This is a genomic window from Citrobacter sp. Cpo148, from assembly GCF_030332375.1.
Classification (GTDB): Bacteria; Pseudomonadota; Gammaproteobacteria; order Enterobacterales; family Enterobacteriaceae; genus Citrobacter; species Citrobacter portucalensis.
The window spans coordinates 601,759-628,121 of sequence record NZ_JAOWHY010000043.1 but is presented as its reverse complement, the minus strand read 5'-3'; the positions used below and the strand labels follow the sequence as shown (position 1 = coordinate 628,121).

24 protein-coding genes, 1 pseudogene and 1 other annotated feature are annotated in these 26,363 nt (G+C 50.8%); of the genes and pseudogenes, 13 read left to right on the top strand and 12 right to left on the bottom strand.

The genetic code is table 11. The features are described from left to right. Positions 1–24: 24 nt before the first annotated feature. The gene (locus OGY10_RS12930; RefSeq protein ID WP_003020663.1) at positions 25–768 is read right to left on the bottom strand and encodes a YciC family protein; all 744 of its coding nucleotides are present in this window, start codon (positions 766–768) and stop codon (positions 25–27) included. A gap of 28 nt (positions 769–796) precedes the next feature. After that, positions 797–874 (bottom strand): annotated as a pseudogene (locus OGY10_RS12925) (YkgJ family cysteine cluster protein); the annotation flags it as partial. 292 nt (positions 875–1,166) lie between these two features. On the opposite strand from OGY10_RS12925, the gene ompW reads away from it, so the two are divergent. The 4 genes from ompW (at position 1,167) to OGY10_RS12905 (ending at position 5,482) form a co-directional block, all read left to right on the top strand. After that, positions 1,167–1,805, top strand: coding sequence for an outer membrane protein OmpW (gene ompW / locus OGY10_RS12920; RefSeq protein WP_071446265.1), 639 nt, complete (start codon positions 1,167–1,169; stop codon positions 1,803–1,805). Between the two features lie 423 nt (positions 1,806–2,228). Next, positions 2,229–2,945 (top strand): YebC/PmpR family DNA-binding transcriptional regulator, encoded by a 717-nt coding sequence (locus tag OGY10_RS12915; RefSeq protein ID WP_003020658.1) that lies wholly within the window; start codon positions 2,229–2,231, stop codon positions 2,943–2,945. Between the two features lie 602 nt (positions 2,946–3,547). Further along, on the top strand, positions 3,548–3,823 hold the full coding sequence (locus tag OGY10_RS12910; protein WP_032943616.1) for a hypothetical protein: 276 nt from the start codon (positions 3,548–3,550) through the stop codon (positions 3,821–3,823). A 186-nt stretch (positions 3,824–4,009) separates the two neighbouring features. Next, positions 4,010–5,482 (top strand): GGDEF domain-containing protein, encoded by a 1,473-nt coding sequence (locus OGY10_RS12905; RefSeq protein WP_079935304.1) that lies wholly within the window; start codon positions 4,010–4,012, stop codon positions 5,480–5,482. A gap of 32 nt (positions 5,483–5,514) precedes the next feature. Here OGY10_RS12905 and trpA read toward each other — a convergent pair whose 3' ends face one another. The 6 genes from trpA to trpL form a co-directional block, all read right to left on the bottom strand. Next, positions 5,515–6,321 (bottom strand): tryptophan synthase subunit alpha, encoded by an 807-nt coding sequence (gene trpA, locus OGY10_RS12900; RefSeq protein ID WP_032943613.1) that lies wholly within the window; start codon positions 6,319–6,321, stop codon positions 5,515–5,517. Next, positions 6,321–7,514: a tryptophan synthase subunit beta gene (gene trpB / locus OGY10_RS12895; RefSeq protein WP_003020645.1), complete on the bottom strand. Its 1,194-nt coding sequence runs from the start codon at positions 7,512–7,514 to the stop codon at positions 6,321–6,323. The genes trpA and trpB overlap by 1 nt, the downstream gene beginning before the upstream one ends. 10 nt (positions 7,515–7,524) lie before the next feature. After that, positions 7,525–8,883, bottom strand: a complete 1,359-nt coding sequence (trpCF, locus tag OGY10_RS12890) for a bifunctional indole-3-glycerol-phosphate synthase TrpC/phosphoribosylanthranilate isomerase TrpF (RefSeq protein WP_079935308.1) — start codon at positions 8,881–8,883, stop codon at positions 7,525–7,527. A gap of 3 nt (positions 8,884–8,886) precedes the next feature. Beyond that, positions 8,887–10,482, bottom strand: a complete 1,596-nt coding sequence (gene trpD, locus OGY10_RS12885) for a bifunctional anthranilate synthase glutamate amidotransferase component TrpG/anthranilate phosphoribosyltransferase TrpD (RefSeq protein ID WP_003020639.1) — start codon at positions 10,480–10,482, stop codon at positions 8,887–8,889. Next, entirely contained in the window at positions 10,482–12,044 is a 1,563-nt protein-coding gene (locus OGY10_RS12880) for an anthranilate synthase component 1 (RefSeq protein WP_286576859.1), read from the bottom strand. Before OGY10_RS12880 ends, trpD begins: the two co-directional genes overlap by 1 nt. A gap of 23 nt (positions 12,045–12,067) precedes the next feature. Further along, positions 12,068–12,162: a sequence feature (Trp leader region), on the bottom strand. After that, positions 12,139–12,183, bottom strand: coding sequence for a trp operon leader peptide (trpL, locus tag OGY10_RS12875; protein ID WP_012905981.1), 45 nt, complete (start codon positions 12,181–12,183; stop codon positions 12,139–12,141). It overlaps the preceding feature by 24 nt. Positions 12,184–12,318: 135 nt before the next feature. Between trpL and rnm the strand changes: the two genes are divergently transcribed. The 3 genes from rnm to rluB all read left to right on the top strand — a co-directional run bounded on the left by rnm (position 12,319) and on the right by rluB (position 14,790). Next, positions 12,319–13,197, top strand: a complete 879-nt coding sequence (rnm, locus tag OGY10_RS12870; RefSeq protein ID WP_208744248.1) for an RNase RNM — start codon at positions 12,319–12,321, stop codon at positions 13,195–13,197. After that, the gene (locus OGY10_RS12865; RefSeq protein ID WP_003833336.1) at positions 13,194–13,814 is read left to right on the top strand and encodes an L-threonylcarbamoyladenylate synthase; all 621 of its coding nucleotides are present in this window, start codon (positions 13,194–13,196) and stop codon (positions 13,812–13,814) included. Before rnm ends, OGY10_RS12865 begins: the two co-directional genes overlap by 4 nt. Before the next feature lie 100 nt (positions 13,815–13,914). After that, a complete protein-coding gene (gene rluB, locus OGY10_RS12860; protein ID WP_003020625.1) occupies positions 13,915–14,790 on the top strand; it encodes a 23S rRNA pseudouridine(2605) synthase RluB in 876 nt (291 codons plus the stop codon). A gap of 83 nt (positions 14,791–14,873) precedes the next feature. Here the strand turns inward: rluB and cobO are convergent, their stop codons facing one another. Both cobO and OGY10_RS12850 read right to left on the bottom strand, forming a co-directional pair. Then, positions 14,874–15,464 (bottom strand): cob(I)yrinic acid a,c-diamide adenosyltransferase, encoded by a 591-nt coding sequence (cobO, locus tag OGY10_RS12855; protein ID WP_003833333.1) that lies wholly within the window; start codon positions 15,462–15,464, stop codon positions 14,874–14,876. Continuing rightward, a complete protein-coding gene (locus OGY10_RS12850; protein ID WP_267454972.1) occupies positions 15,461–16,222 on the bottom strand; it encodes a YciK family oxidoreductase in 762 nt (253 codons plus the stop codon). The genes cobO and OGY10_RS12850 overlap by 4 nt, the downstream gene beginning before the upstream one ends. A 221-nt stretch (positions 16,223–16,443) precedes the next feature. Here OGY10_RS12850 and sohB point away from each other — a divergent pair, with 221 nt between their 5' ends. Beyond that, positions 16,444–17,490, top strand: coding sequence for a protease SohB (gene sohB / locus OGY10_RS12845; protein WP_032934465.1), 1,047 nt, complete (start codon positions 16,444–16,446; stop codon positions 17,488–17,490). A 108-nt stretch (positions 17,491–17,598) separates the two neighbouring features. Here the strand turns inward: sohB and OGY10_RS12840 are convergent, their stop codons facing one another. Then, a complete protein-coding gene (locus OGY10_RS12840; protein WP_003020616.1) occupies positions 17,599–17,850 on the bottom strand; it encodes a YciN family protein in 252 nt (83 codons plus the stop codon). Positions 17,851–18,248: 398 nt separating this feature from the next. Between OGY10_RS12840 and topA the strand changes: the two genes are divergently transcribed. From topA to acnA, 5 genes are all read left to right on the top strand, one after another. Then, positions 18,249–20,846, top strand: coding sequence for a type I DNA topoisomerase (gene topA, locus OGY10_RS12835; RefSeq protein WP_286576855.1), 2,598 nt, complete (start codon positions 18,249–18,251; stop codon positions 20,844–20,846). Positions 20,847–21,054: 208 nt separating this feature from the next. Then, positions 21,055–22,029: an HTH-type transcriptional regulator CysB gene (gene cysB, locus OGY10_RS12830; protein ID WP_003020610.1), complete on the top strand. Its 975-nt coding sequence runs from the start codon at positions 21,055–21,057 to the stop codon at positions 22,027–22,029. A 315-nt stretch (positions 22,030–22,344) separates the two neighbouring features. Then, positions 22,345–22,485, top strand: coding sequence for a YmiA family putative membrane protein (locus OGY10_RS12825; RefSeq protein ID WP_213732144.1), 141 nt, complete (start codon positions 22,345–22,347; stop codon positions 22,483–22,485). A 2-nt stretch (positions 22,486–22,487) separates the two neighbouring features. Then, complete coding sequence (locus OGY10_RS12820; RefSeq protein WP_165612489.1) at positions 22,488–22,658, top strand: YciX family protein; 171 nt, start codon at positions 22,488–22,490, stop codon at positions 22,656–22,658. 308 nt (positions 22,659–22,966) lie between these two features. Then, positions 22,967–25,642, top strand: a complete 2,676-nt coding sequence (acnA, locus tag OGY10_RS12815) for an aconitate hydratase AcnA (protein WP_100272385.1) — start codon at positions 22,967–22,969, stop codon at positions 25,640–25,642. Positions 25,643–25,690: 48 nt separating this feature from the next. On the opposite strand, the gene ribA is transcribed toward acnA, so the two are convergent. Further along, positions 25,691–26,281: a GTP cyclohydrolase II gene (ribA, locus tag OGY10_RS12810; RefSeq protein ID WP_003020601.1), complete on the bottom strand. Its 591-nt coding sequence runs from the start codon at positions 26,279–26,281 to the stop codon at positions 25,691–25,693. Between the last annotated feature and the right edge of the window lie 82 nt (positions 26,282–26,363).

Below are 26,363 nucleotides of genomic sequence, written 5' to 3'. Positions count from 1 at the left end.
ACAAGCCCGGAATGCGTTCAGGGTTTATTGGCGAATCAGCATGTACAGGCGGAACAAATAGATCAGCAACACGGCGGAGATCATATTGCTCAGCGTATTCGCCAATACCGCGCCTACATTCGGCGTAAGTACTGCAAAACTTGGCGCAAAAAGCAACAGCAACGTTTTTGCCAGCAACCAACCGATCACTGCCGGCGCAACTAGTCGCATATTCGACCACGCCAAACGCATACTGTTGCGCATCGCGGCAAAGACACCCATTTTGTCCTGTACCAACATCACCGGTGCGAGTGCCAGCAGGATCGCCAGCAGAATACCGGGAACAACAACCAGCATAATACCGATTTGCACTAGCAGAGTAGTCAAAAAAATCAGAATAAACAGCTTCGGTAACACTGGCGCACTGGCGCCGATAGCACGTAATGCGCTGACGCGATGACCTGCTGAAATCAGCTGAATCATCAGGATGACGCCCCCGGCGAGGATGGCATTACCAATCAGACCGGAAAACGTCGACGCCGCGGAAGCGCGTAGCAAAATTTGCTGTTGCTCCGGGGTCATGTTTTGCACCAGATCGAACAGCCCCACGCTGCTGGTTAACTGATCGCCTTCACTGAGTTGCGCAATTTGTGCGTCAGTGGGGGAAAAGGCATGCCCTAACACCACTGTGATAAACGCGCACAACAACGATACCAGCAAGATGGTAATGAATTGATTACGGAAAAAGTTTCCCGTGTCACGGTAAACGGATTTCGCCGTGATAGACATGCACTCTCCTTGAGTTTTGCAGGTGTTCATTTGCGGGCAATTGTACCCTGGATAACTCTACAGTGGCAGCATCGCGCGATGTATGGAAAAGCATATCTTTGTAAAGCTGCAGTAATTTTTGGCTACGACTTCAGCGTCGTGCATGAACGCTGTTTGTTATCTGCACATCACGCGCAGATATCCATCACCCATCAGCAATGTGCTGGAGGTACTTGCACATTGAAAATATATCAAAATTGATCTGAATTAATTTAACCTAGATTTTGAATGCAAGTTCTAACTTAATCTGGATCAATAAATGTTAAATTATCAAAGTCAATGTGATCCATGTTAGATCACTTATTACTCCAATGTGGGTATATTCGTTCCGCTTTTATAACCATAACGATGGAGCGGACATGAAAAAATTAACAGTTGCAGCATTGGCTTTAACAACTCTTCTCTCTGGTAACGCATTTGCGCATGAAGCTGGAGAATTCTTTATTCGTGCAGGTTCAGCCACCGTCAGGCCGACGGAAGGTGCAGGTGGTACGCTGGGCAGCTTAGGTGGCTTTGATGTCAGCAATAACACGCAGTTGGGTCTGACATTTACCTACATGGCAACCGACAATATCGGTGTTGAATTACTGGCAGCTACGCCGTTCCGCCATAAAATCGGCACTGCTGCAACGGGTGATATTGCCACCGTACATCATTTACCGCCGACGTTAATGGCGCAGTGGTACTTCGGTGACTCCAGCAGTAAACTGCGTCCGTACGTAGGTGTTGGGGTGAACTACACGACCTTCTTCGATGAAGGCTTTAACGATAACGGCAAAAAAACGGGGTTATCGGACCTGAGCCTGAAAGATTCCTGGGGTGCAGCAGGGCAAGTCGGTATGGACTATCTGATTAACCGCGACTGGCTGATTAACATGTCGGTCTGGTACATGGATATCGATACCACCGCAAGCTATAAAATGGGTGGCGTCCAGCAGCGAGACAGTGTACGCCTCGATCCGTGGGTGTTTATGTTCTCTGCGGGTTATCGTTTCTGATATTTACTGTAAAACACTTCTGCAAAACTGGTCGTCAAATGGCCAGTTTTTTTCCATTCTTTTCCTCGCGTATCGTTGTCTTGATCGGCCATTATTTTGCTCATCTGGCCTGACAAAATTTGTGTGTCGATACCTCGCTATAAGCAGTGCAGTAGCAACTTTAATAGTAGAAGTGTTTGTCTGGAATATTACTTTTGTTTCTCTTTTCTTATGCATTATTGCTGCGGACCATTTATTAAGAACAAAAAAGAACCAGAGGATAATTTATCAATAATGTTAACTATTGATAAATTTAAAGTAACATATCGTAAAATTCGAATATTTTTATTTTTAATAGACGAGGATTTATACGTCATGATATAATGTAATGCTAGGTTATTTACCTGTCGGCTATGTAAATGAATTTTTGAGGAGATCATTCCAGTGGGACGTAAGTGGGCAAATATTGTTGCTAAAAAAACAGCTAAAGACGGTGCAACGTCTAATGTATATGCAAAATTCGGTGTCGAAATTTATGCTGCTGCTAAACAAGGCGAACCAGACCCAGAATTAAATACATCTTTAAAATTCGTTATTGAACGTGCTAAACAAGCGCAGGTTCCAAAACACGTTATTGATAAAGCCATTGATAAAGCCAAAGGCGGCAGTGATGAAACGTTCGTGCAAGGGCGTTATGAAGGCTTTGGTCCCAGTGGCTCACTGATTATCGCTGAAACATTGACTTCAAATGTTAACCGTACGATTGCTAATGTCCGCTCAATTTTTAATAAAAAAGGCGGGAATATCGGAGCGGCTGGTTCTGTCAGCTATATGTTTGACAATACCGGAGTGATTGTTTTTGAAGGGACAGACCCTGACCACATTTTTGAAATTTTGCTTAATGCTGAAGTAGATGTTCGTGATGTAACCGAAGAAGAAGGAAACATCGTTATTTATACAGAATCTACAGATCTTCACAAAGGCATTGCAGCTTTAAAAGCCGCAGGGATTACTGAATTCTCTACCACAGAATTAGAGATGATTGCTCAATCAGAAATTGAACTTTCACCAGAAGATTTAGAAGTCTTCGCAGGGCTTGTTGATGCCCTTGAAGATGACGATGATGTTCAAAAAGTATATCATAACGTTGCAAATCTCTAATGATAGATTAAAAGAATCTGTCAATATGGCAGATTTTTTTAACTCATAAAGTTGTTATGGATAAGAATGTCTGGCCAGGTATGGCAATTCTAAAAAACAGATAAAAACCACTATCTTAAAAAATGTAATAATTAAAACCTCTGGTCTTAACTTCTTAGGTACGCGATAAACGTTATACGTCCAATATGCCCCGCGATATCCTGCATCCACTCAGCGCCGCTATGAACAATTGAGATGTTAACTCCATCATTCCAGATAATCCTGGTGTAAGCACAACGTGAGTTTCTCACTCATCACTGTCCCGACATTATCAGTGAAGCTTTACATCAGATTATGTGGTCCGCTTCTTGCTCAGAATAGTCCAATGATTGACAGTCTCAGACAGTATGGAAAAAATGAGTGCACCATTATTACAAACTCGGATATTTTCCATCGTCATCAACTAAATTTTCTGATCTTCGCCAGAGATTCGCACGGAGCTGTCTGTTACCGTTTTCAGACAATATCCTTACCTCGACCCATCGTTTAAACAATCCCATCCTACCTTTCTCCCTTTGATGTAGTGCTACTCTTTAAGCAAAACAACTTTGAGGGTATTGCTGATGATGTTGACCCGTCATCTGCTACAGCAAAAAATCACACTTCTGGAACCGTTCTCCGAAGATCAAACGGCAGCGTTTGCCGTGAGTGCTGCTCGTGAGTTATTGCTTTGCATGGATAAAATTGAGGCGCTGGAGAAACTTATTGCGACTCCGGTTACACTACCTTATTGCAGCGCCAGTCCGGTTTGTGAGATTGAGGCGGGCTATGCCGCAGGCGTAAACGACTGCCGCGAGGCCATTCGACGGGCAGGGTATCCTATTGAAGGTGATGATTAGTTTGCGAGTATGTTAACAAATATGTGCTTTTGTTGTATAAAACTGTAACCTAAGCGCGCGACTGCGGGCTGCATCAACTTACCTGCTTCGGGGTGGCGAACATTCTCTATCAACGTACAACGCTGTTATGCAACAACATAAACGGGTAACCGATTTGGCAATACTGTTAACTATCAGGGTGGACTCGTGAAGATTGTGCAGGATAAGCTCAGAAACAGGCAGGCACTGCTGGTATCAGGGCTCATTACGTTGGTATTTACGTCGTTGTTTCTGTTTATTATTTATGAACAGCGAATGGCCGCTGCCAGCGAAGGTGTCAACCGCCTGCAAGCGCGCATGATGGACATTTTTAACGATAATGAGCTGATCGCTGATGCGATTGGTGAGCGCTATCACCACATCAAAAATGGCGAGCAATGTGGCGATATGTCTCGATTTGTTCCTCGGAATGATCAGGAATGGGGAATTAACGCCGACCCAAAGCGGCTGCATTCAGCGACCGGGACAATGGTTGCCCAGCAAACCAGCCACAATGCGCTGTGTATGTATACAGCGGCTGAATTTATTCGTGGTATGGTCAATGAGCTAAACCCGGGCAGTTTTGATGCACATCGTTATATTATCGCCAAAAACTCAGATTATTTTTACTGGTTTATGGCTTCCGATTCGCGCAATTTCAGTTTCTCTAATTCTGAAATGGCACGGGATATCACCAACTTTTTCTATCCTCCGGTCGATTTCTATACTCGATTACTGCAAAAAAACGTCAAAAACAAAGCCCTTAGTTCGACGAATTTTTATACCGATAAAATTACCGGTGAAAAAGCTTATAGCGTGGTGAGTTATATCTACGATCTGTCTGGCAAAGAGATATCAGACCAAATCGTAGCCTATCTGGTCTATGACCATTCAAAGCCCGAATTGCAGGAAGCGTTAGCCCAGGCATTTGACAACCAAATTCCACCGGAGCTGAATGTGGAGTTGGTGAATTTAACAAACCATGAGAGTCTCTGTTTATCCGGTAAATGTACCGGTCAATCCCGCTTTATGGTGCGCAATTTTTCGGAGAAATATGCGCTGCACTATTCGCTTTCATTAGGCCGTTTTATGGCGCGCGACGCACATGCCGGGATTGTTATCCTGCTGGCGCCGTTCTTTTTCATCATCATTAGCTTCTCGTTAAAGTCATGGCTAAACGAAAGCGACCTAAAAGTTTATATCGATACTCTGACCGGCTGTTTTAACCGCCGAATTCTCGACATCATCAAGCGTCGGGATTTATCACACTGCTCGGTGGTGCTACTTGACTGTAATAAGTTCAAGGCCGTCAATGACACCTGGGGCCACGCGGCAGGCGATCGTGCGCTGCAAATTATCGCCAACAGAATGCTGTCAAACACCCGCACCAGTCACGATATTGTGATTCGTACCGGCGGGGATGAATTTATGATCCTGCTGTTTCGATCGCAGGCAACTGACGCTATAGCAATCGCGCAACGTATTAGTGGGCAGGTGACCAGCCATGTGTTTGTGGTGGATGGCCATACCGTGCCATTGTCAGTATCGTGGGGGATTGCAGAGGTGAATGGTGAACTTGATGTGGCCATTCAGAATGCGGATAGCGCTATGTATAGAATGAAGCACACGAAAGAAGGATAAAACCGCCAGAAATTTCTGGCGGTTGATTTAGCTTATTGGTGGGTGGCGGCTTTCATCGCGCTGACAAACGCTTTCAGCTCAGCCAGCATCTGTTCCGGTGCCGCAACATTTTTCTCAATGATTTTCACAATTGCCGAGCCGGAAATTGCACCGGAAGCACCGGCTTCAATAGCACCGGCTACCTGTTCAGGCGCAGAAATACCAAAGCCCTGTAAAGAAGGTGGAGCATCATATTGTTTCAGCTTTTCAACCAGATGATGCAGCGGTAATGCCGCACGATTTTCGGCACCGGTCACGCCTGCACGTGAAAGCAGATAAGTGTAGCCACGACCATAAGAGGCAATCTGGCGTAGCAGTTCTTCATCAGCGTTCGGCGGGCAGATGAAAATTGGTGCAATATTGTGACGGAGCGCTGCAGTTCTGAATGGTGCAGACTCTTCAACGGGAACATCGGCCACTAACACAGAATCCACACCCACTTTTTCGCACTGGGCGTAAAACTCGTCAATGCCCTTGCTGAAGACCAGGTTGGCATACATCAGCAACCCAATGGGAATCGTCGGATGCTTCTGGCGAATCAGCGCCAGCATTTCAAAGCATTGCGACGGTGTAACGCCGGCGGCAAACGCACGCAGGGTGGCTTCCTGAATAGTTGGGCCATCTGCCAGCGGATCGGAGAACGGAATGCCGAGCTCAAGCGCGTCGGCACCGGCTTCAATCAGCGTATCAATGATTTTCAGTGACTGCTCAACAGACGGATCGCCCAGGGTTACGAAGGGGACAAAAGCGCCTTCTTTGCGGTCCTTCAGCTGTGCAAACAGGTTTTCGTAACGTTCCATCAGATTTCCCCTCGCGCTTTCAAAATATCGTGTACGGTGAAAATGTCTTTGTCGCCGCGACCGGAGAGATTAACCACCAGCAACTGCTCTTTTTCTGGATTCTCACGCATCATTTTCAACGCGTGCGCCAGGGCATGGGAGGACTCCAGTGCCGGAATAATTCCCTCGTGCAGACACAGCGTTTTGAAGGCTTCCAGTGCTTCATCATCGGTGATTGAAACATAATCGGCGCGACCAATGCTGTTCAGGTATGCATGCTGTGGCCCGACCGATGGGAAATCCAGCCCTGCAGAAATAGAGTAAGACTCTTCAATCTGTCCTTCTTCAGTCTGCATCATTGGGGACTTCATGCCGAAGTAAATCCCGACACGACCATGCTTCAACGGTGCGCCGTGTTCTCCAGACTCAATCCCGTGACCGCCTGGCTCTACGCCAATCAGACCTACGCTGGTTTCATTAATAAAATCGGCGAACATCCCGATGGCGTTAGAACCGCCGCCTACGCAGGCGATAACGGCGTCCGGCAGACGACCTTCTTTTTCCAGAATCTGCGCCTTGGTTTCTTCACCGATCATGCGCTGGAACTCACGCACAATGGTCGGGAAGGGGTGCGGACCAGCCGCCGTACCGAGCATGTAGTGCGCGGTATCGTAGCTGCCAGACCAGTCGCGAAGCGCTTCGTTACAGGCATCTTTCAGCGTTGCGGAACCGCTGTGAACGGGGATAACTTCAGCGCCCATCAAACGCATACGGAAAACGTTAGGCGACTGACGTTCAACGTCTTTCGCACCCATATAAATACGGCATTTCAACCCCAGCAGTGCGCTGGCGAGAGCAGATGCAACGCCGTGCTGACCCGCGCCGGTTTCGGCGATGATTTCCGTTTTCCCCATACGCTTCGCCAGTAACGCCTGACCCAGCACCTGGTTGGTTTTGTGCGCACCGCCGTGCAGTAAGTCTTCACGCTTGAGATACAGCGTCGTGTTGGTGCCTTGAGTAATGTTCTGGCACTTGGTCAGTGCGGTTGGGCGACCCGCATAGTTTTTCAGCAGATCTGTAAACTGCGCCTGAAATTCAGGATCCTTTTGTGCGCTGACAAAAGCTTCTTCCAGCTGGCGCAGGGCAGGCATCAGAATCTGTGGCACATACATACCGCCAAATTCACCAAAGTACGGATTGAGTAATGTTGTCATGTCCTTTTCCTTAATATGCGCGCAGCGTCTGAAAGACCGAAGCCAGAAGACGTGCATCTTTGATGCCCGGCTGTGACTCTACGCCAGAATTGAAATCGAGACCGGCACAGCCGGTTTTTGCCGCGTCAACGCAGTTATCTGCGCCGAGTCCGCCAGCCAGTAAAACGTTATCCAGCGATTGTCCGCCTAAAAGTGACCAGTCGAAGCGTTGACCGCTGCCGCCCTGGCCGTTGTCGAAGACGTATTTATCGACATGCTGATAATCACGGGCTGGCAACGTCTCGCTGACGCTGAGTGCCTTCCAGATTTGCACCTGTGCGGGCAGTAAGTCGCGCAGGGCGTCAACATAGGACTGGTCTTCGTTACCGTGCAGTTGCACGGCAGTTAGTCCCAGCTCCGCCGCTGTTGCGCTCACGTCGGTAATATCTGAGTTGCGAAACACCCCGACGTATTGCAGCGGCGCGCCGGTCATGACCTCTCGCGCTTGTTCAACGTTGACCGCGCGCGGTGATGTGGGGACAAAAATCAAGCCGCCGTAAATGGCACCCGCTTCGTATGCCGCATTTGCATCCTGAGCCCGGGTTAAACCGCAGACTTTATTCTCGCCGAGCAGTACGCGTCGCACGGCGGCGTGCAGATCAGCATGCGACATCAGCGCGGAGCCAATCAGAAAACCGTTAGCGAAGTGGCTGAGCTCGCGCACCTGACCGTAAGTATTGATGCCGGACTCGCTGATGACGGTCACACCATGACCCAGTCGCGGTGCCAGTTGACGGGTGCGATTCAGATCAATCGACAGATCGCGTAAGTCACGGTTGTTGATACCAACGACTTTGGCGCCCAGTGCGATAGCACGCTCCAGCTCTTCTTCGTTACTGACTTCGGTCAGTACGCCCATTTTCAGGCTGTGGGCGACGGCGGCGAGTTGACGATATTGCTCATCATCGAGCACCGACAGCATCAGCAAACAGGCGTCCGCCTGGTAGAAACGCGCCAGGTAAATCTGGTAAGGATCGATAATAAAGTCCTTACACAGAATCGGCTGCGGTGCGATGCGGCTGACGATAGGCAGGAAATCAAAGCTCCCCTGGAAATACTTCTCATCGGTCAGTACGGAGATCGCGGAAGCATAATGTTTATAGATGCTCGCAATCTGTGCAGGGTCGAAGTCATCACGGATCACGCCTTTTGATGGAGATGCTTTTTTGCATTCCAGAATAAAGGCGGTGCGTGCACCTTGCAGCGCATCGTAGAAATCACGTGAGCCAGGCTGAACATCATCTTGAAAGCTGGCCAGCGGTTGTTGCTGTTTGCGGGCTTCTACCCAAATCGCCTTGTCTGCGACAATTTTCGCTAAAACGGTTTGCATCATTTACCCTCTTGCTGCCAGTGCAGTGACGCGGTCATAGGCCGCACCGCTACGCAGTACATTAATCACGGTTTGCGCATTGGCTTTTAAATCTTCTTCACCGTGCAGGCGCATTAACATGGCGACATTCGCGGCAACAGCAGCTTCATGAGCGGCTTCACCTTTACCTTGTAACAAGCGACTAAGAATGTCACGGTTTTCTTCCGGCGTGCCGCCAGCCAGCTGTTCCTGGTGGTAAGGCGTCAAACCAAAGTCTTCTGCCGTCAGTTGATAACTCTTGATTTCCCCATCGTGCAGCTCTGCCACAATGGTCGGCGCATGCAGCGAAACTTCGTCCATGCCACCACTGTGCACCACGGCTGCTCGTTGATATCCCAGCACGCGCAGCGTTTCAGCAATCGGTAGCACCAGTTCCGGGCTGTAAACACCGATCAGCGCCAGCGGCGGATGCGCCGGGTTAATCAACGGGCCGAGCACGTTAAACAGCGTGCGGGTTTTCAACTGCTGACGTACCGGCATGGCATGGCGAAAACCGGTGTGATATTTCGGCGCAAACAGGAAACACACCCCGAGGTCGTCTAGCGCCTGACGGGATTTATCAGCGTTCATATCCAGATTGATGCCAAATGCCGCTAACAGATCCGAAGAGCCAGACTTGCTGGAGACGCTGCGGTTGCCGTGTTTGGCAACTTTCAGTCCGCAAGCCGCCGCAACAAAGGCGCTGGCGGTAGAAATATTGATGCTGTTGCTGCCGTCGCCGCCGGTACCGACAATATCGGCGAACAGATAATCAGGGCGCGGGAACGGGGCGGCGTTTTCCAGCAGCGCGGTTGCCGCACCGGCAATTTCATTCGGGTGTTCGCCACGAATTTTCATGCTCACCAGCGCCGCAGCCAGTTGTTCCGGCTTCAGTTCACCGCGAACGACTGCGGAAAACAGCTGGTGACTTTCCTGCTGGGACAGCGTCTGGGCCTGATACAGTTTCTCCAGAATGGGTTGCAGCGTATTGGTTTGTTCAAGCTTCTGTTGCGCCCAGGCCAGCGTTTGTTCCAGCAAACGCGCGCCCTGGGTGGTCAGAATTGATTCCGGATGGAACTGGAAGCCGCAGACGCGATCGGTATCGTGACGTACCGCCATCACCATGCCGTTAAAGTGGGCGTTAATGGTCAACCCAGCAGGTACGTTGCTGCCAACCAGTGAATGATAGCGTGCCACCGGCAGCGGATTCGCCAGACCGGCAAACATCGCCTGACCGTCGTGTTCAATGCTGGACGCTTTGCCGTGAAGGATCTCTCCGGCCTGACCCACATATCCACCATAGGCTTCAACAATGGCCTGGTGTCCCAGACAAATACCGATGATTGGCAGCTTGCCGCGCAAACGGGTTAACAGCTCCGGCATGCAACCTGCCTCGCTTGGCGCGCCTGGTCCTGGAGAAAGCATCAGCACCGGATTTTTCATGGTTGCTAAGCGGTCAATCAACGTCTGGGCCGGAATATGGTTGCGGTAAATCACCACATTGTGACCATTAGTACGCAGCTGATCCGCCAGGTTATAGGTAAAAGAATCGATGTTATCAAGCAGCAGAATGTCAGCCATTAGAAGGTCTCCTGTGCGTGGTGCGCGGTAGCGATAGCACGCAGAACCGCGCGCGCTTTATTACGGGTTTCATCGGCTTCAGACTGCGGTACAGAATCCAGAACAATCCCAGCACCGGCTTGTACGGTGGCAATACCGTCTTCCACGAGGGCGGAGCGAATGACAATACAGGTATCCAGATCGCCATGCGCCGTGAAGTAACCTACCGCACCGCCGTAGCTGCCACGGCGACGACCCTCGGCCTCGGCGATAAGCTGCATGGCGCGAACTTTTGGCGCTCCGCTTAACGTGCCCATATTCATACAGGCGCGGTAAGCGTGCAGCACATCCAGATCGCTACGCAATTCGCCGACCACGCGCGAAACCAGGTGCATAACGAAGGAGTAACGATCGACTTTTGTGAGGTCAGCAACATAGCGGCTGCCAGGCGTACAGATGCGCGCCAGGTCGTTGCGCGCAAGGTCAACCAGCATCAGGTGCTCAGAAAGCTCTTTATGGTCGGTACGCATCTCCAGCTCGATACGGCTGTCGAGATCGCGATCAAGCGAACCGTCCGCACGACGACCGCGCGGGCGAGTACCAGCAATCGGGTAGATCTCAATCTGGCGGCTGGTGGCATCGTATTTCAGCGAGCTTTCCGGGGAGGCGCCAAACAGTGTGAACTCGTTGTCTTGCATGAAAAACATGTATGGGCTGGGGTTACTTTTCTTCAGCACATAGTAGGCCGCCAGCGGAGATGGGCAGGGCAGCGAGAAACGGCGGGATGGCACCACCTGGAAAATTTCGCCCGCGCGAATCGCTTTTTGCATGCCACGAACTACGGCGCCAAACTCTTCATCGCTCTGATTGCACTCGCAGCGCATCTGCGGGACTTCAGTGACCGGCAACGGCGGCGCAGGCTCGGTAAGCTGCTGGCTCAACTGCGCCAGACGAGCGTTAATACGCTGTTTTTCCGCATCATTGGGGGTAAAAATACTGGCCTGAATACGGGTGCTTTTTTTCTGGTGGTCGATAACCATCAGCGTTTCTGCCAGATAGAAGCAGTAGTCAGGGCAACGGTTGCCCGCTTCAAGCTGTGGCAACTCTTCAAAACCCGCAACCAGATCGTAAGAAAACAGACCGCCGAAGAACATTGCTTCACGTTCTTGCGCTGGAACATTAACCAGCTCCTGCAATAAACGGAATGCATCAAATACGGACAGGGAGCATAAGCGGGCGTCTTCATCGAGCAGTGGGCTGACGGCAGGGAATCGCAGATGACGACCATTCGGCTGTTGTTCGTTCTCAACGCCAGCGGGCAGGGCAACATCCAGCAGCGACAGCAGCGATGCGCCGTTTGCGGACAATGCCTGAATAGTGACAGTGTCACCGAGAGCGGTAATGCGTAATGCGCTGTCGACCAGCAGCAGGCTCTTCAGATCGTCTTTGCTGTCGATATCTGCAGATTCCAGCAGCAGTGTTGCTGGACGTGCGCCACACACTTGATGAAACAGCGCCGTCGGATTCTCACGGTAGGCGGCATCACAGGCAAGCAGTTCGAGTGTCGGTTTTTGAGTTTGCATCGTTATTCTCATTAATTTTGTTCAAAAAAAAGCCCGCTCATTTGGCGGGCCGGGTATCTGGTTGCATATTGCAGACGTAAGACACTGCCCGAAATCAGGAAGTGCGCCACCAACCGTGCAGAACAAATGTTGCTTTCATCTCAGATACCTTCTTCATGTGAACTTGCGTACTAGTTAACTAGTTCGATGGAATAAAGTCAACACCTGATTTCAGTATATTTGTCGAAACCGCTATGATGGGCGTGATACGACATTTATTGAAACGGGAGCCGCCTTGAGCGACACGAATTACGCAGTGATTTATGACCTGCACAGTCATACTACAGCCTCCGATGGGCGATTAACGCCAGAAGCCTTAGTACACCGTGCGGTAGAAATGCGAGTCGGTACACTGGCGATCACCGATCATGACACCACGGCCGGCATTGCGGCGGCAAGAGAAGAAATTTCACGTTCAGGTTTAGCCTTAAATTTGATCCCTGGCGTCGAGATATCAACGGTCTGGGAAAACCATGAGATCCATATAGTGGGTCTGAACATTGATATCGCCCATCCCATGATGTGCGAGTTTCTGGCGCAACAAACGGAACGTCGTCAGCAGCGTGCACGCCTGATTGCCGAACGACTCGACAAAGCGCATATCCCCGGCGCTTGGGAAGGGGCGTTACGCCTGGCCGATGGCGGGGCGGTTACGCGGGGCCATTTTGCGCGTTTCCTGATGGAATGTGGAAAAGCCACAACCATGGCGGATGTCTTTAAAAAATATCTTGCCCGTGGGAAAACCGGTTACGTTCCGCCACAGTGGTGTACAATAGAACAAGCTATTGATGTCATTCATCATTCTGGCGGTAAGGCTGTTCTGGCTCATCCAGGGCGGTACGATCTTAGCGCTAAGTGGCTGAAAAGACTGGTTGCGCATTTTGCTGAACATCGCGGCGACGCGATGGAAGTAGCACAGTGCCAGCAGTCTCCCAATGAACGCACCCATCTGGCGACGCTTGCGCGTTCGCATCAACTGTGGGCATCGCAAGGGTCTGATTTTCATCTACCCTGCCCATGGATTGAGTTGGGTCGTAAACTTTGGTTGCCCGCAGGTGTAGAAGGCGTCTGGCAACTTTGGGAGCAGCCCGAGACCACAGAGAGGAAAGTATGAGCCAGTTTTTTTATATTCATCCCGAAAACCCGCAGCAGCGACTGATCAATCAGGCCGTTGAAATCGTGCGTAAAGGTGGGGTGATCGTCTATCCAACCGATTCCGGCTATGCGTTGGGCTGCAAAATTGAAGATAAAGGCGCCATGGAGCGCATTTGCCGCATCCGTCACCTGCCGGACGGACACAACTTTACGCTGATGTGTCGTGACCTGTCCGAACTGTCGACCTATTCGTTTGTCGACAACGTGGCATTCCGTTTAATTAAAAACAACACGCCGGGTAACTACACCTTCATCCTGAAAGGGACGAAAGAAGTTCCGCGCCGTTTGTTGCAGGAAAAACGTAAGACTATCGGCCTGCGTGTGCCATCGAATCCGATTGCGCTGGCGCTGCTGGAAGCACTGGGCGAGCCGATGCTCTCTACATCGCTGATGCTGCCGGGCAGTGAATTTACTGAGTCAGACCCGGAAGAGATCAAAGACCGTCTGGAAAAACTGGTGGATTTGATTATTCACGGTGGCTATCTCGGTCAGCAGCCGACCACGGTCATCGATTTAACCGACGATTCCCCGGTGGTGTTGCGTGAAGGCGTCGGCGACGTTAAACCTTTCTTATAAGGGCGCGAACCGCTATACTACGCGGCCTTAAAATGGCGCTGACTGGCGCCGTTGATTCTCCTGTTCGACGCCTGTGAAGGCGACATCTAAAGGAAGCTCTATGAGCGAAAAGTTACAAAAAGTGCTGGCGCGCGCTGGCCACGGTTCTCGCCGTGAAATCGAATCTATTATTGCCGCGGGTCGCGTGAGCGTTGATGGCAAAATTGCCACGCTCGGCGATCGCGTTGAAGTCACTCCGGGTCTGAAAATCCGTATCGACGGTCATCTGATTTCGGTTAAAGAGTCTGCAGAGCAAATCTGCCGCGTTCTGGCCTATTACAAGCCAGAAGGTGAACTGTGTACCCGCAACGACCCGGAAGGTCGTCCGACCGTGTTCGATCGTTTGCCAAAACTGCGTGATGCGCGCTGGATTGCCGTAGGGCGTCTGGACGTGAATACCTGCGGTTTACTGCTGTTTACCACCGATGGTGAACTGGCTAACCGTCTGATGCACCCAAGCCGTGAAGTTGAACGTGAATATGCGGTACGTGTGTTTGGTCAGGTTGATGATGCAAAACTGCGCGATCTGAGTCGTGGCGTACAGCTGGAAGATGGTCCGGCGGCATTTAAAACGATCAAGTTCAGCGGTGGTGAAGGGATCAACCAGTGGTATAACGTCACGTTGACCGAAGGGCGTAACCGTGAAGTCCGTCGCCTGTGGGAAGCTGTAGGTGTACAGGTAAGCCGTCTTATTCGTGTTCGTTACGGTGATATCCCGCTGCCGAAAGGCCTGCCGCGTGGTGGCTGGACCGAGCTTGACCTCGCGCAGACCAACTATCTGCGTGAACTGGTGGAGCTGAAGCCGGAAACGACCTCTAAAGTTGCCGTCGAGAAAGATCGTCGTCGCATGAAGGCAAATCAGATCCGTCGTGCGGTGAAGCGCCACTCACAGGTCGGTAGCAGCCGTCGTCCGGGTGGTCGTAGCAACAACGGTTAATTATGAGTAGGCCTGATGAGCAAAGCGCCATCAGGCGTTAGCGTGGAGCCGGATGCGGCGCAAGCGCCTTATCCGGCCTACTGTCAGTAATCGATCCCTATCTGGGCCTTTACGCCCGCTTCAAACGCATGCTTGACCGGGCGCAACTCGCTGACCGTATCCGCTAACTCCAGAATATCGCGATGACATCCACGGCCGGTGATAATCACCGTTTGATGGGCAGGGCGCGCGTTTAGGGCAGTGATGACCTCTTCAAGCGGCAGATAGTCGTATGCCACCATATAGGTCAGCTCGTCCAGCACCACCATATCCAGTTCATCGTCGGCCAGCATCCGCTTACCATGTTCCCACACGGCCATACAGGCCGCGGTGTCGGACTCACGGTTTTGCGTTTCCCAGGTAAATCCTGTCGCCATAACCTGAAACTCTACTCCGTGGGGTTCAAGTAAGTTACGTTCTCCGTTTGGCCACGTACCTTTAATAAATTGTACGACGCCGACTTTTTTACCGTGGCCCACCGCGCGCGTGGCGGTACCGAATGCGGCGGTAGTTTTACCCTTACCATTTCCGGTGAATACGATGATGATCCCGCGCTCGTCCGTAGCGGCGGCAACGCGTGCGTCAACCCGATCTTTTACGCGCTGTTGACGTTGCTGATAGCGTTCTTCACTCATTGGGCAATTCCTGGTTTACGGCCCGGCTGGGCGTCAAAAGTCATACCGGTTTTACGGCGGCTGTCATCGCCCATCAGCCACAGGTAGAGCGGCATAATATCGGCGGGAGTTTTCAATTTTTGTGGATCTTCCGTGGGGAATGCGCTGGCTCGCATGCCAGTTCGTGTTCCACCAGGATTGATACAGTTTACGCGCAGATGACGGTTTTGATACTCATCAGCCAGAACCTGCATCATCCCTTCGGTAGCAAATTTTGAGGTGGCATACGCCCCCCAATTGGCGCGTCCCTGGCGGCCGACGCTGGAAGAGGTAAAGACCAGCGATCCGGCATCGGATTTGAGTAACAACGGCAGCAATGCCTGAGTCAGCATAAAAGTGGCATTCACATTTACCTGCATCACATCCTGCCAGACCTGCGGGTTTTGTTCACTCATTGGGCAAATATCGCCGAGTAATCCGGCGTTATGCAGTACGCCATCCAGACGTGGGAAATGTGCGGCAATGCGCTGTGCAAGCTGGTGACATTCTTCAGAGGTACAGGTCAGTAAATCCAGTGTAAACCACTGTGGTTGTGTTCCGTTTTCATCGGCGATAGTGCGGGCAACCTGACGCAGTTTTTCTTCGTTACGCCCAAGCAGGATAACGGTCGCGCCATAGCGTGCATAGGTCTGCGCGGCTTCGCGTCCGATACCATCGCTGGCACCGGTGACAAGAATAATGCGGTCCTGTAAAAGGTCTTGTTTAGGTTGGTAATGCACGGCTACTCCTCGGCGACGCCCTGGCCATCTCGTTCGCAATAACTTTTGGGCTTTATGCCTTAAACCCTGTTCTTTTTCAATCAGCCAAAGGCAATAACACCGCAAAATGAACGCTTTGTCATGCTTTTTACTGATTCAGCACTGGATGTATGAAGCAAGACGAGGTGACACGCCTGTTGTACACTGAGCGGAAGTCGCGTTGTTTAACCAAGGTGGGTCTCGTGGAATTGTTGTCTGAATATGGGTTGTTTTTGGCAAAAATTGTCACTGTCGTGGTGGCTATTGCAGTGGTGGTGATGCTGATCGTAAACGCGACACAACGCAAACGTCAGCGTGGGGAATTGCGGGTTATTAACCTCAGCGATCAATATAAAGAGATGAAGGAAGACCTGTCGCTGGCCTTATTGGATGGGCATCAGCAAAAATTCTGGCATAAGGCGCAGAAAAAGAAACAGAAGCTGGAGGCGAAGGCCGCCAAGGCAAAAGCGAAACTGGGTGACAGTACGTCATCAGATAAACCCCGTGTATGGGTGCTTGATTTTAAAGGCAGTATGGATGCCCATGAGGTCAGCGCATTACGCGAAGAGGTGACGGCGGTGCTGGCGGTTGTTAAACCTCAGGATCAGGTGGTGGTTCGTCTGGAAAGCCCGGGCGGTGTGGTACATGGTTATGGCCTGGCTGCGTCCCAGTTACAACGCCTGCGCGATAAGCAGATCCCGCTGACCGTCACGGTAGATAAAGTCGCTGCGAGCGGCGGATATATGATGGCCTGCGTGGCAGATAAAATTGTCTCGGCGCCGTTTGCTATCGTCGGCTCAATTGGCGTGGTAGCGCAGATCCCGAACTTTAACCGCTTTCTGAAAGGGAAAGATATTGATATCGAACTGCACACCGCCGGACAGTACAAGCGTACGCTGACGCTGCTTGGCGAGAACACGGAAGAAGGGCGGCAGAAATTCCGTGAAGATCTGAACGAAACGCATCATTTGTTTAAAGATTTTGTCCATCGTATGCGCCCGACTCTGGACATTGAGCAGGTTGCCACGGGTGAACACTGGTTTGGTCAACAGGCGCTGGCAAATGGGCTGGTGGATGAGATCAATACCAGCGATGAGGTGATCCTCGGGCTGATGGAAGGTCGTGAAGTGTTGAACGTTCGCTATCTGCAGCGTAAAAAGCTGATGGATCGTTTTACCGGTAGTGCGGCGGAGAGCGCCGATCGTTTGCTGATGCGCTGGTGGCAGCGGGGGCAGAAGCCACTGATGTAAAATTGTCATTGCCGGATAGCGATGCTCACATATCCTATCCGGCCTACAAATAGGCATCAATGTAGGCTGGATAAGGCGTTGCCGCCATCCGGCAAATTATTTCTCGAGTTAATCGATCAAGTGATACTTTTCAGAAAGTACGTGCGCCAGGTGTTTAAACATATTAAACACAGCCGTACTTTTGGGCGTTGGTAGCCCTTGCTCGTCTAAAAAGTAATCTCCGCTGAAAACCAACACGCCGTTTCGCTGCGTAACGCCGGTGGCGACAATCCCCGCCAGCGTGTCCTCATGCTCACGAATGATTTTGTTGGCTTCAATCAGCAGTGTTTCGCGATCGATGGGTTGAGTGTCTTTATGCATGATTTACTCCTTAAACAAGGACATTAGTCTACGCTGAGCCCGCCTTATGGGCAAATATTCCCTGACATAAATGAAGGTTTTACGACAGTGTTACAACTGGCGAGATTTGTTTTTGCATGCTAATAAAGTTGCGTAACGCATTTTATCAGGTACAGTGTGACGCTTTCGTCAATCTGGCAACAGATTTGCTTGACATTCGACCAATACTTCGTCGTGCTAGAGCGTTTGTGAGAAAAAAAGCCTGTTAACTCAGTTACATGAGAGTTACATTACAAGCGCGAAACAGTTTAAGGGGTTGATATCCGCCGACGCAGAGACCATATCGATGTCTCGTCGCCAGTGGAAGGTGAATCAACGTGCGACGCATTCTGGAAGAATCAAATTAGGTAAAGGTGAATATGGGTAAAGCTCTTGTCATCGTTGAGTCCCCGGCAAAAGCCAAAACGATCAACAAGTATCTGGGTAATGACTACGTGGTGAAATCCAGCGTCGGTCATATCCGTGATTTGCCGACCAGTGGCTCAGCAACTAAAAAGAGCGCCGACTCAACCTCCACCAAAACGGCTAAAAAGCCCAAAAAGGATGAACGTGGCGCTCTCGTCAACCGTATGGGTGTTGACCCGTGGCACAACTGGGATGCGCGCTATGAAGTGCTGCCTGGTAAAGAGAAAGTTGTTTCTGAACTGAAGCAACTGGCTGAAAAAGCCGACCACATCTATCTCGCAACCGACCTTGACCGCGAAGGGGAAGCCATTGCATGGCACCTGCGGGAAGTCATCGGTGGCGACGACACCCGCTACAGCCGCGTGGTGTTTAACGAAATTACCAAAAATGCTATTCGCCAGGCGTTTGAAAAACCGGGCGAGTTGAACATCGATCGTGTTAATGCGCAACAGGCGCGCCGCTTTATGGACCGTGTTGTGGGCTATATGGTGTCGCCACTGCTGTGGAAAAAAATTGCGCGTGGTCTGTCTGCCGGTCGCGTACAGTCTGTGGCTGTGCGTCTGGTGGTTGAGCGTGAACGCGAAATCAAAGCATTTGTTCCAGTAGAGTTCTGGGAAATTGATGCTAACACGACCACGCCGGGCGGTGACGCGTTGCCGCTTGAGGTGACGCATCAAAATGATAAACCGTTCCGTCCTGTAAATCGGGAACAAACGCTTGCCGCGGTTAGCCTGTTGGAAAAAGCGCGCTATAGCGTCCTGGAACGTGAAGATAAACCGACCAGCAGCAAGCCGAGCGCACCGTTCATTACCTCCACGCTACAGCAGGCTGCGAGCACTCGTCTGGGCTTTGGTGTGAAGAAAACCATGATGATGGCGCAGCGCTTGTATGAAGCGGGTTACATCACTTACATGCGTACTGACTCAACCAACCTGAGCCAGGATGCTGTCACCATGGTTCGCGATTACATCAGTGATAATTTTGGCAAAAAATATTTGCCGGAGAGCGCGAACCAGTACGCCAGCAAAGAGAACTCGCAGGAAGCACACGAAGCTATCCGTCCTTCCGATGTCGCCGTACTGGCGGAGTCGCTGAAAGATATGGAAGCCGATGCGCAAAAACTGTATCAGCTGATCTGGCGCCAGTTTGTTGCTTGTCAGATGACGCCAGCGAAATATGACTCTACCACCCTGACCGTGGGTGCGGGTGATTTCCGTCTGAAAGCGCGTGGTCGTATTCTGCGCTTCGATGGTTGGACCAAAGTGATGCCAGCGCTGCGTAAGGGCGATGAAGATCGCATCTTACCGGCGGTGGACAAAGGCGATACCTTGACGCTTATCGAGCTGACACCTGCGCAGCACTTCACCAAGCCGCCTGCACGCTTCAGTGAAGCTTCGCTGGTTAAAGAGCTTGAAAAGCGTGGCATTGGTCGTCCATCCACCTATGCGTCGATCATTTCTACGATTCAGGATCGCGGTTATGTTCGCGTTGAAAACCGTCGTTTCTACGCTGAAAAAATGGGTGAAATCGTCACCGATCGTCTGGAAGAAAACTTCCGCGAACTGATGAACTACGATTTTACCGCGCAGATGGAAGACAGCCTCGACCAGGTGGCGAATCACGAAGCCGAATGGAAGGGCGTACTCGACAACTTCTTCACTGATTTTACTCAGCAGTTAGATAAAGCCGAGAAAGATCCTGAAGAAGGCGGTATGCGTCCGAACCAGATGGTGCTGACCAGCATTGATTGCCCGACCTGCGGACGCAAGATGGGTATTCGTACCGCCAGTACCGGCGTTTTCCTTGGTTGCTCCGGCTACGCACTTTCCCCGAAAGAGCGTTGCAAAACCACCATTAACCTGGTGCCGGAAAACGAAGTATTGAACGTGCTGGAAGGCGATGACGCGGAAACGAACGCATTGCGCGCCAAACGCCGCTGCCAGAAGTGCGGTACGGCAATGGACAGTTATCTCATCGATCCTAAGCGCAAATTGCATGTGTGTGGTAATAACCCAACCTGCGACGGCTACGAGATCGAAGAGGGTGAATTCCGTATCAAGGGTTATGACGGTCCTATCGTAGAGTGCGAAAAATGTGGTTCTGAAATGCACCTGAAAATGGGACGTTTCGGCAAGTACATGGCGTGTACTAACGACGAGTGTAAAAACACCCGTAAGATCCTGCGTAACGGTGAAGTTGCTCCGCCGAAAGAAGATCCGGTTCCGCTGCCGGAACTGCCGTGTGAAAAATCTGACGCGTATTTCGTGTTACGTGATGGTGCTGCAGGTATCTTCCTGGCGGCCAATACGTTCCCGAAATCACGTGAGACTCGTGCGCCGTTGGTGGAAGAGTTGTACCGCTTCCGCGATCGCCTGCCGGAAAAACTGCGTTATCTGGCAGATGCGCCGCAAACAGACCCGGATGGTAACAAGTCTATGGTTCGTTTCAGCCGTAAAACCAAGCAGCAATACGTTGCCGCTGAGAAAGACGGTAAGGCGACAGGCTGGTCCGCGTTCTTCGTTGACGGTAAATGGGTAGAAGGGAAGAAATAACAGCGTTTCGGCTGAATTTCTCCTCAAAGGGTCGCGAAAGCGGCCCTTTTTGTTTCTGGCATATTATTTTTTGTCATACCTATACAGCGGACATATAAATGATATAGTGGTTATAGTTAACAGTCTTTTTATTATTAAATCGTATTAGCAGCGCCCACGAGCCTGCACTGAAACGATGATTTGATGGCGCGAATCGGGATGGCATAACATGAAATTACAGCAGCTTCGCTACATTGTTGAGGTGGTGAACCACAACCTTAATGTCTCCTCAACGGCGGAAGGGCTTTATACCTCTCAGCCCGGTATCAGTAAGCAAGTTCGTATGCTGGAAGATGAACTTGGCATCCAGATTTTCGCCCGTAGTGGTAAGCATCTGACCCAGGTTACGCCAGCGGGGCAGGAAGTCATCCGTATTGCGCGCGAAGTACTGTCTAAGGTAGATGCTATTAAGTCCGTTGCTGGCGAACATACCTGGCCGGATAAAGGCTCGCTATATATCGCCACCACGCACACCCAGGCACGTTACGCTTTGCCGAACGTGATTAAAGGTTTTATTGAGCGATATCCTCGTGTTTCATTGCATATGCATCAGGGATCGCCGACGCAAATTGCCGAAGCCGTCTCGAAAGGGAATGCGGATTTTGCCATCGCGACGGAAGCCCTGCATCTGTATGACGATCTGGTGATGTTACCTTGCTACCACTGGAACCGTTCGATTGTCGTCACGCCGGATCATCCGCTGGCGGGAAAATCTTCGGTTTCTATTGAGGAACTGGCACAGTATCCACTGGTGACCTACACCTTTGGATTTACCGGGCGTTCGGAGCTGGACACCGCGTTTAACCGTGCGGGTCTGGAGCCGCGTATTGTTTTTACCGCGACCGATGCCGATGTTATTAAAACCTATGTCCGTCTGGGTCTCGGCGTGGGTGTAATTGCCAGTATGGCGGTTGATCCTGTTTCCGATCCTGACCTGGTACGTGTGGATGCGCACGATATCTTCAGCCATAGCACCACCAAAATTGGTTTTCGTCGCAGCACCTTCTTACGTAGTTACATGTATGATTTCATTCAACGTTTCGCGCCGCATCTGACGCGTGATGTGGTGGACACGGCGGTGGCACTGCGTTCCAACGATGATATTGAAGCCATGTTTAAAGATATTAAATTGCCTGAGAAATAATAACGGTTGTTACCTCGTCGGTATCCGTAAGCATAAAGTGATACCGACGGGAGAGTCTGAATTTATTCATTATTTCTCCTCCTATATATTAACCATATATTATTTATGGAAAAAGTTCTCTAAAGTAGTTTCAAATTAGTCAGCTTGCCAAAAATCACTCTCAAATATTCATAATTGATCAAACAATTGATTTATTTATCAGATCGAATCCGAAAATTAACTGGCTTTTTTTCGCCTTTTTTATTAGGATTTCTCCTATCTGATGATTAATTGTACCAATTGTTTGGTGCCTAAATGATAAGTGATTTCGATAGTATGAGGTTAGCGATGCCTTCAGGAAACCAGCCTGCACGCCGGGATCCCGCGATGAAACGTAAAGCCTGGTTCGCCGTGTTTCTTGGCTCTGCGATATTCTGGATTATTGTCGCACTCGTGGCCTGGAACGTGTGGGGGTAAGTATGTCCGCACCGGAGCAGCACTCTACCGTGACGCCAGCGTCTCATGACCATGAGCAAGAGAGCAAAACCGTAGCCGAGAAAGATCCAAAGATACCCGAATCCTGGAATCTTTCTCCTGAACAACGGGCGTTTATTGATCTGTTAACCGATGATGATAAACAGAAACAATAATTCGTACGTATTTTATAATAATAACGATTACCTAGTGGCCTTAAATATCGAATCGTTTATCCCATGTATTCACCATCAGCCACCTAATCAACGTATTATCGATTGCGCTATTGCCTGCTGAATATTCATCCTATTCATCTACACGGCTAGACCTTACTCCCTACCATTGACCTCACTTCGCGCTTTTGTATCGCGCGCTACTTTTATCAATTTGAGTTGTTATCAAAGCGTTACATTTTGTTTGTGTTATCTTTAATACTAACCCTGAGGAAATCAGGGGATCCAACCCTGTCATTTAAGGAGGAGCTATGTCGTCGACCCTACGAGAAGCCAGTAAGGACACATTGCAGGTTAAAGATAAAACCTACCGCTACTACAGTTTACCTCTGGCCGCTAAATCACTGGGTGATATCACCCGACTACCAAAATCGCTGAAAGTGTTACTGGAAAACCTGCTTCGTTGGCAGGATGGTAATTCCGTAACCGAAGATGATATTCATGCGCTCGCGCATTGGCTGAAGACTGCCCATGCCGATCGTGAAATTGCCTATCGACCCGCTCGTGTTCTGATGCAGGATTTTACCGGCGTGCCGGCGGTGGTCGATCTGGCCGCCATGCGCGAAGCGGTGAAACGTTTGGGCGGAGATACAGCAAAAGTGAATCCGCTTTCGCCAGTGGACCTTGTCATTGACCACTCGGTAACGGTGGACCGTTTTGGTGATGATGATGCTTTCGAAGAAAACGTACGCCTGGAAATGGAACGTAACCATGAGCGTTATGTGTTCCTGAAATGGGGACAGCAGGCATTTAGTCGCTTCAGCGTTGTGCCGCCGGGAACGGGGATTTGCCACCAGGTTAACCTTGAATACCTCGGCAAAGCCGTCTGGAGCGAGTTACAGGACGGTGAGTGGGTGGCTTACCCTGACACGTTGGTCGGAACCGATTCCCATACGACAATGATTAATGGTCTCGGTGTGCTGGGATGGGGCGTTGGAGGCATTGAGGCCGAAGCAGCAATGCTGGGTCAACCCGTCTCTATGCTTATCCCGGATGTTGTGGGCTTTAAACTGGTGGGCAAGCTGCGGGAAGGTATCACCGCGACTGACTTGGTTCTGACCGTCACCCAGATGCTGCGTAAGCACGGCGTGGTCGGTAAATTTGTTGAATTCTACGGTGATGGCCTGGACACCTTACCGCTGGCCGACCGGGCAACCATTGCGAATATGTCACCGGAATACGGCGCAACCTGCGGTTTCTTCCCGATCGATAGCATCACTCTTGAATATATGCGTCTGAGTGGGCGCAGTGAGGAGCAGGTTGAGCTGGTCAGCGCCTATGCCAAAGCGCAGGGCATGTGGCGTAATCCTGGGGATGAACCCGTATTTACCAGTTCACTGGAGCTGGATATGGGCAGTGTAGAAGCTAGCCTTGCCGGACCGAAGCGTCCGCAGGATCGGGTGGCACTGGCTGATGTCCCGAAAGCGTTTTCGGCGAGTAATGAACTCGAAGTGAATAGCTCACTGAAAGATCGCCAGCCAGTGGACTATACAATGAACGGTCACCAGTACCAGCTGCCGGATGGTGCTGTGGTTATTGCAGCGATTACTTCCTGTACCAACACCTCTAACCCAAGCGTATTGATGGCGGCGGGGCTGCTGGCGAAAAAAGCAGTGACGCTGGGTCTGAAACGTCAGCCATGGGTGAAAGCCTCGCTGGCGCCAGGATCGAAGGTGGTGTCTGATTATCTGGCGCAGGCAGGGTTCACGCCGTACCTTGATGAGCTGGGATTTAACCTTGTAGGTTATGGCTGTACCACCTGTATCGGTAACTCGGGTCCGTTACCCGATCCTATCGAGACTGCTATCAAAAAAGGCGACCTCACCGTTGGTGCTGTGCTTTCCGGCAACCGAAACTTTGAGGGGCGTATCCATCCGCTCGTGAAGACCAACTGGTTAGCGTCTCCGCCGCTGGTGGTGGCCTATGCGCTGGCGGGGAATATGAATATCAATCTGACGAAAGATCCGTTAGGGCATGACAGAAAGGGCGATCCTGTATATCTGAAAGATATCTGGCCGACGGCTCAGGAAATTGCCCGTGCCGTGGAGCAGGTCTCTACCGCCATGTTCCATAAAGAGTATGCTGAAGTGTTTGAAGGCACGCCGGAATGGAAAGCAATCCAGGTTGATCGGGCTGATACCTATGGCTGGCAGTCTGACTCAACCTATATCCGCTTGTCGCCGTTCTTCGATGGTATGCAGGCGACGCCGGATCCGGTCCAGGACATTCATGGTGCGCGTATCCTTGCAATGCTTGGAGATTCCGTCACCACCGACCATATTTCTCCTGCCGGCAGTATCAAGCCGGATAGCCCGGCAGGTCGTTATCTGCAAAGCCACGGCGTGGAGCGTAAAGATTTTAACTCCTACGGTTCACGACGCGGGAATCATGAAGTGATGATGCGTGGCACCTTTGCCAATATTCGTATTCGCAATGAGATGGTACCCGGCGTGGAAGGTGGGATGACGCGTCATTTGCCGGGAACTGAGGTAGTGGCTATCTATGATGCGGCTATGCAATATCAACAGGAGAATATCCCTCTGGCGGTTATTGCCGGGAAAGAGTATGGCTCCGGCTCCAGCCGCGACTGGGCGGCGAAAGGCCCGCGCTTGCTGGGGGTTCGCGTGGTTATTGCTGAATCCTTTGAGCGAATTCACCGTTCTAACCTGATTGGTATGGGGATTTTGCCGCTGGAATTCCCACAGGGCGTCACGCGTAAAACGCTGGGACTAACCGGTGAGGAAGCGATCGATATTACGGATCTGCAAAACATCAAACCGGGTGCAACAGTGCCGGTGAGTATGGTTCGCTCGGATGGACGTAAAGAAGTTGTTTTATGCCGCTGCCGTATCGATACCGCGACGGAGCTAACGTACTACCAAAACGATGGCATTCTGCACTACGTGATTCGTAATATGTTGAGCTAGAAGTAAAAAGCCTGCGAGAGCAGGCTTTTTTATCGACGGTAACAATTATTACTTGCCCAGCAAATGTCCCATCTTGGCGGCTTTGGTGTCCAGGTAATGTTCATTGTTCGGGTTACGACCCACAATCAGCGGCACGCGTTCAACAATGTTGATTCCCGCTTCGGTCAGAATTTCCACTTTTTTCGGGTTATTGGTCAGCAAACGAACTTCGTCCACACCAAGCAGCTTGAACATATCCGCACACAGCGTGAAATCACGCTCATCTGCCGCAAAGCCCAACTGATGGTTAGCTTCAACGGTATCATAACCCTGGTCCTGCAACGCGTAGGCGCGGATTTTATTGAGCAGGCCGATATTGCGTCCTTCCTGACGATGATAAAGCAGGATACCGCGCCCTTCTTCAGCAATATGGGTGAGAGCCGCTTCGAGCTGGAAACCGCAATCGCAACGCAGGCTAAACAATGCATCGCCAGTCAGACATTCAGAGTGGACACGCGCCAGGACAGGCGTTTGGCCTGTGATATCGCCAAAAACCAGTGCGACGTGATCGTGTCCGGTTGCCAGTTCTTCAAATCCCACCATCAGGAAATCACCCCAGGGGGTTGGCAGTTTGGCTTCTGCCACACGTTTAAGCTGCATGTAATTCTCCAGATTATGCTGGCACTGTCGTGCCGTCGCCTGTTGGCTTCTGTTCTATATTGCACTATTTTGCCATAAGGCA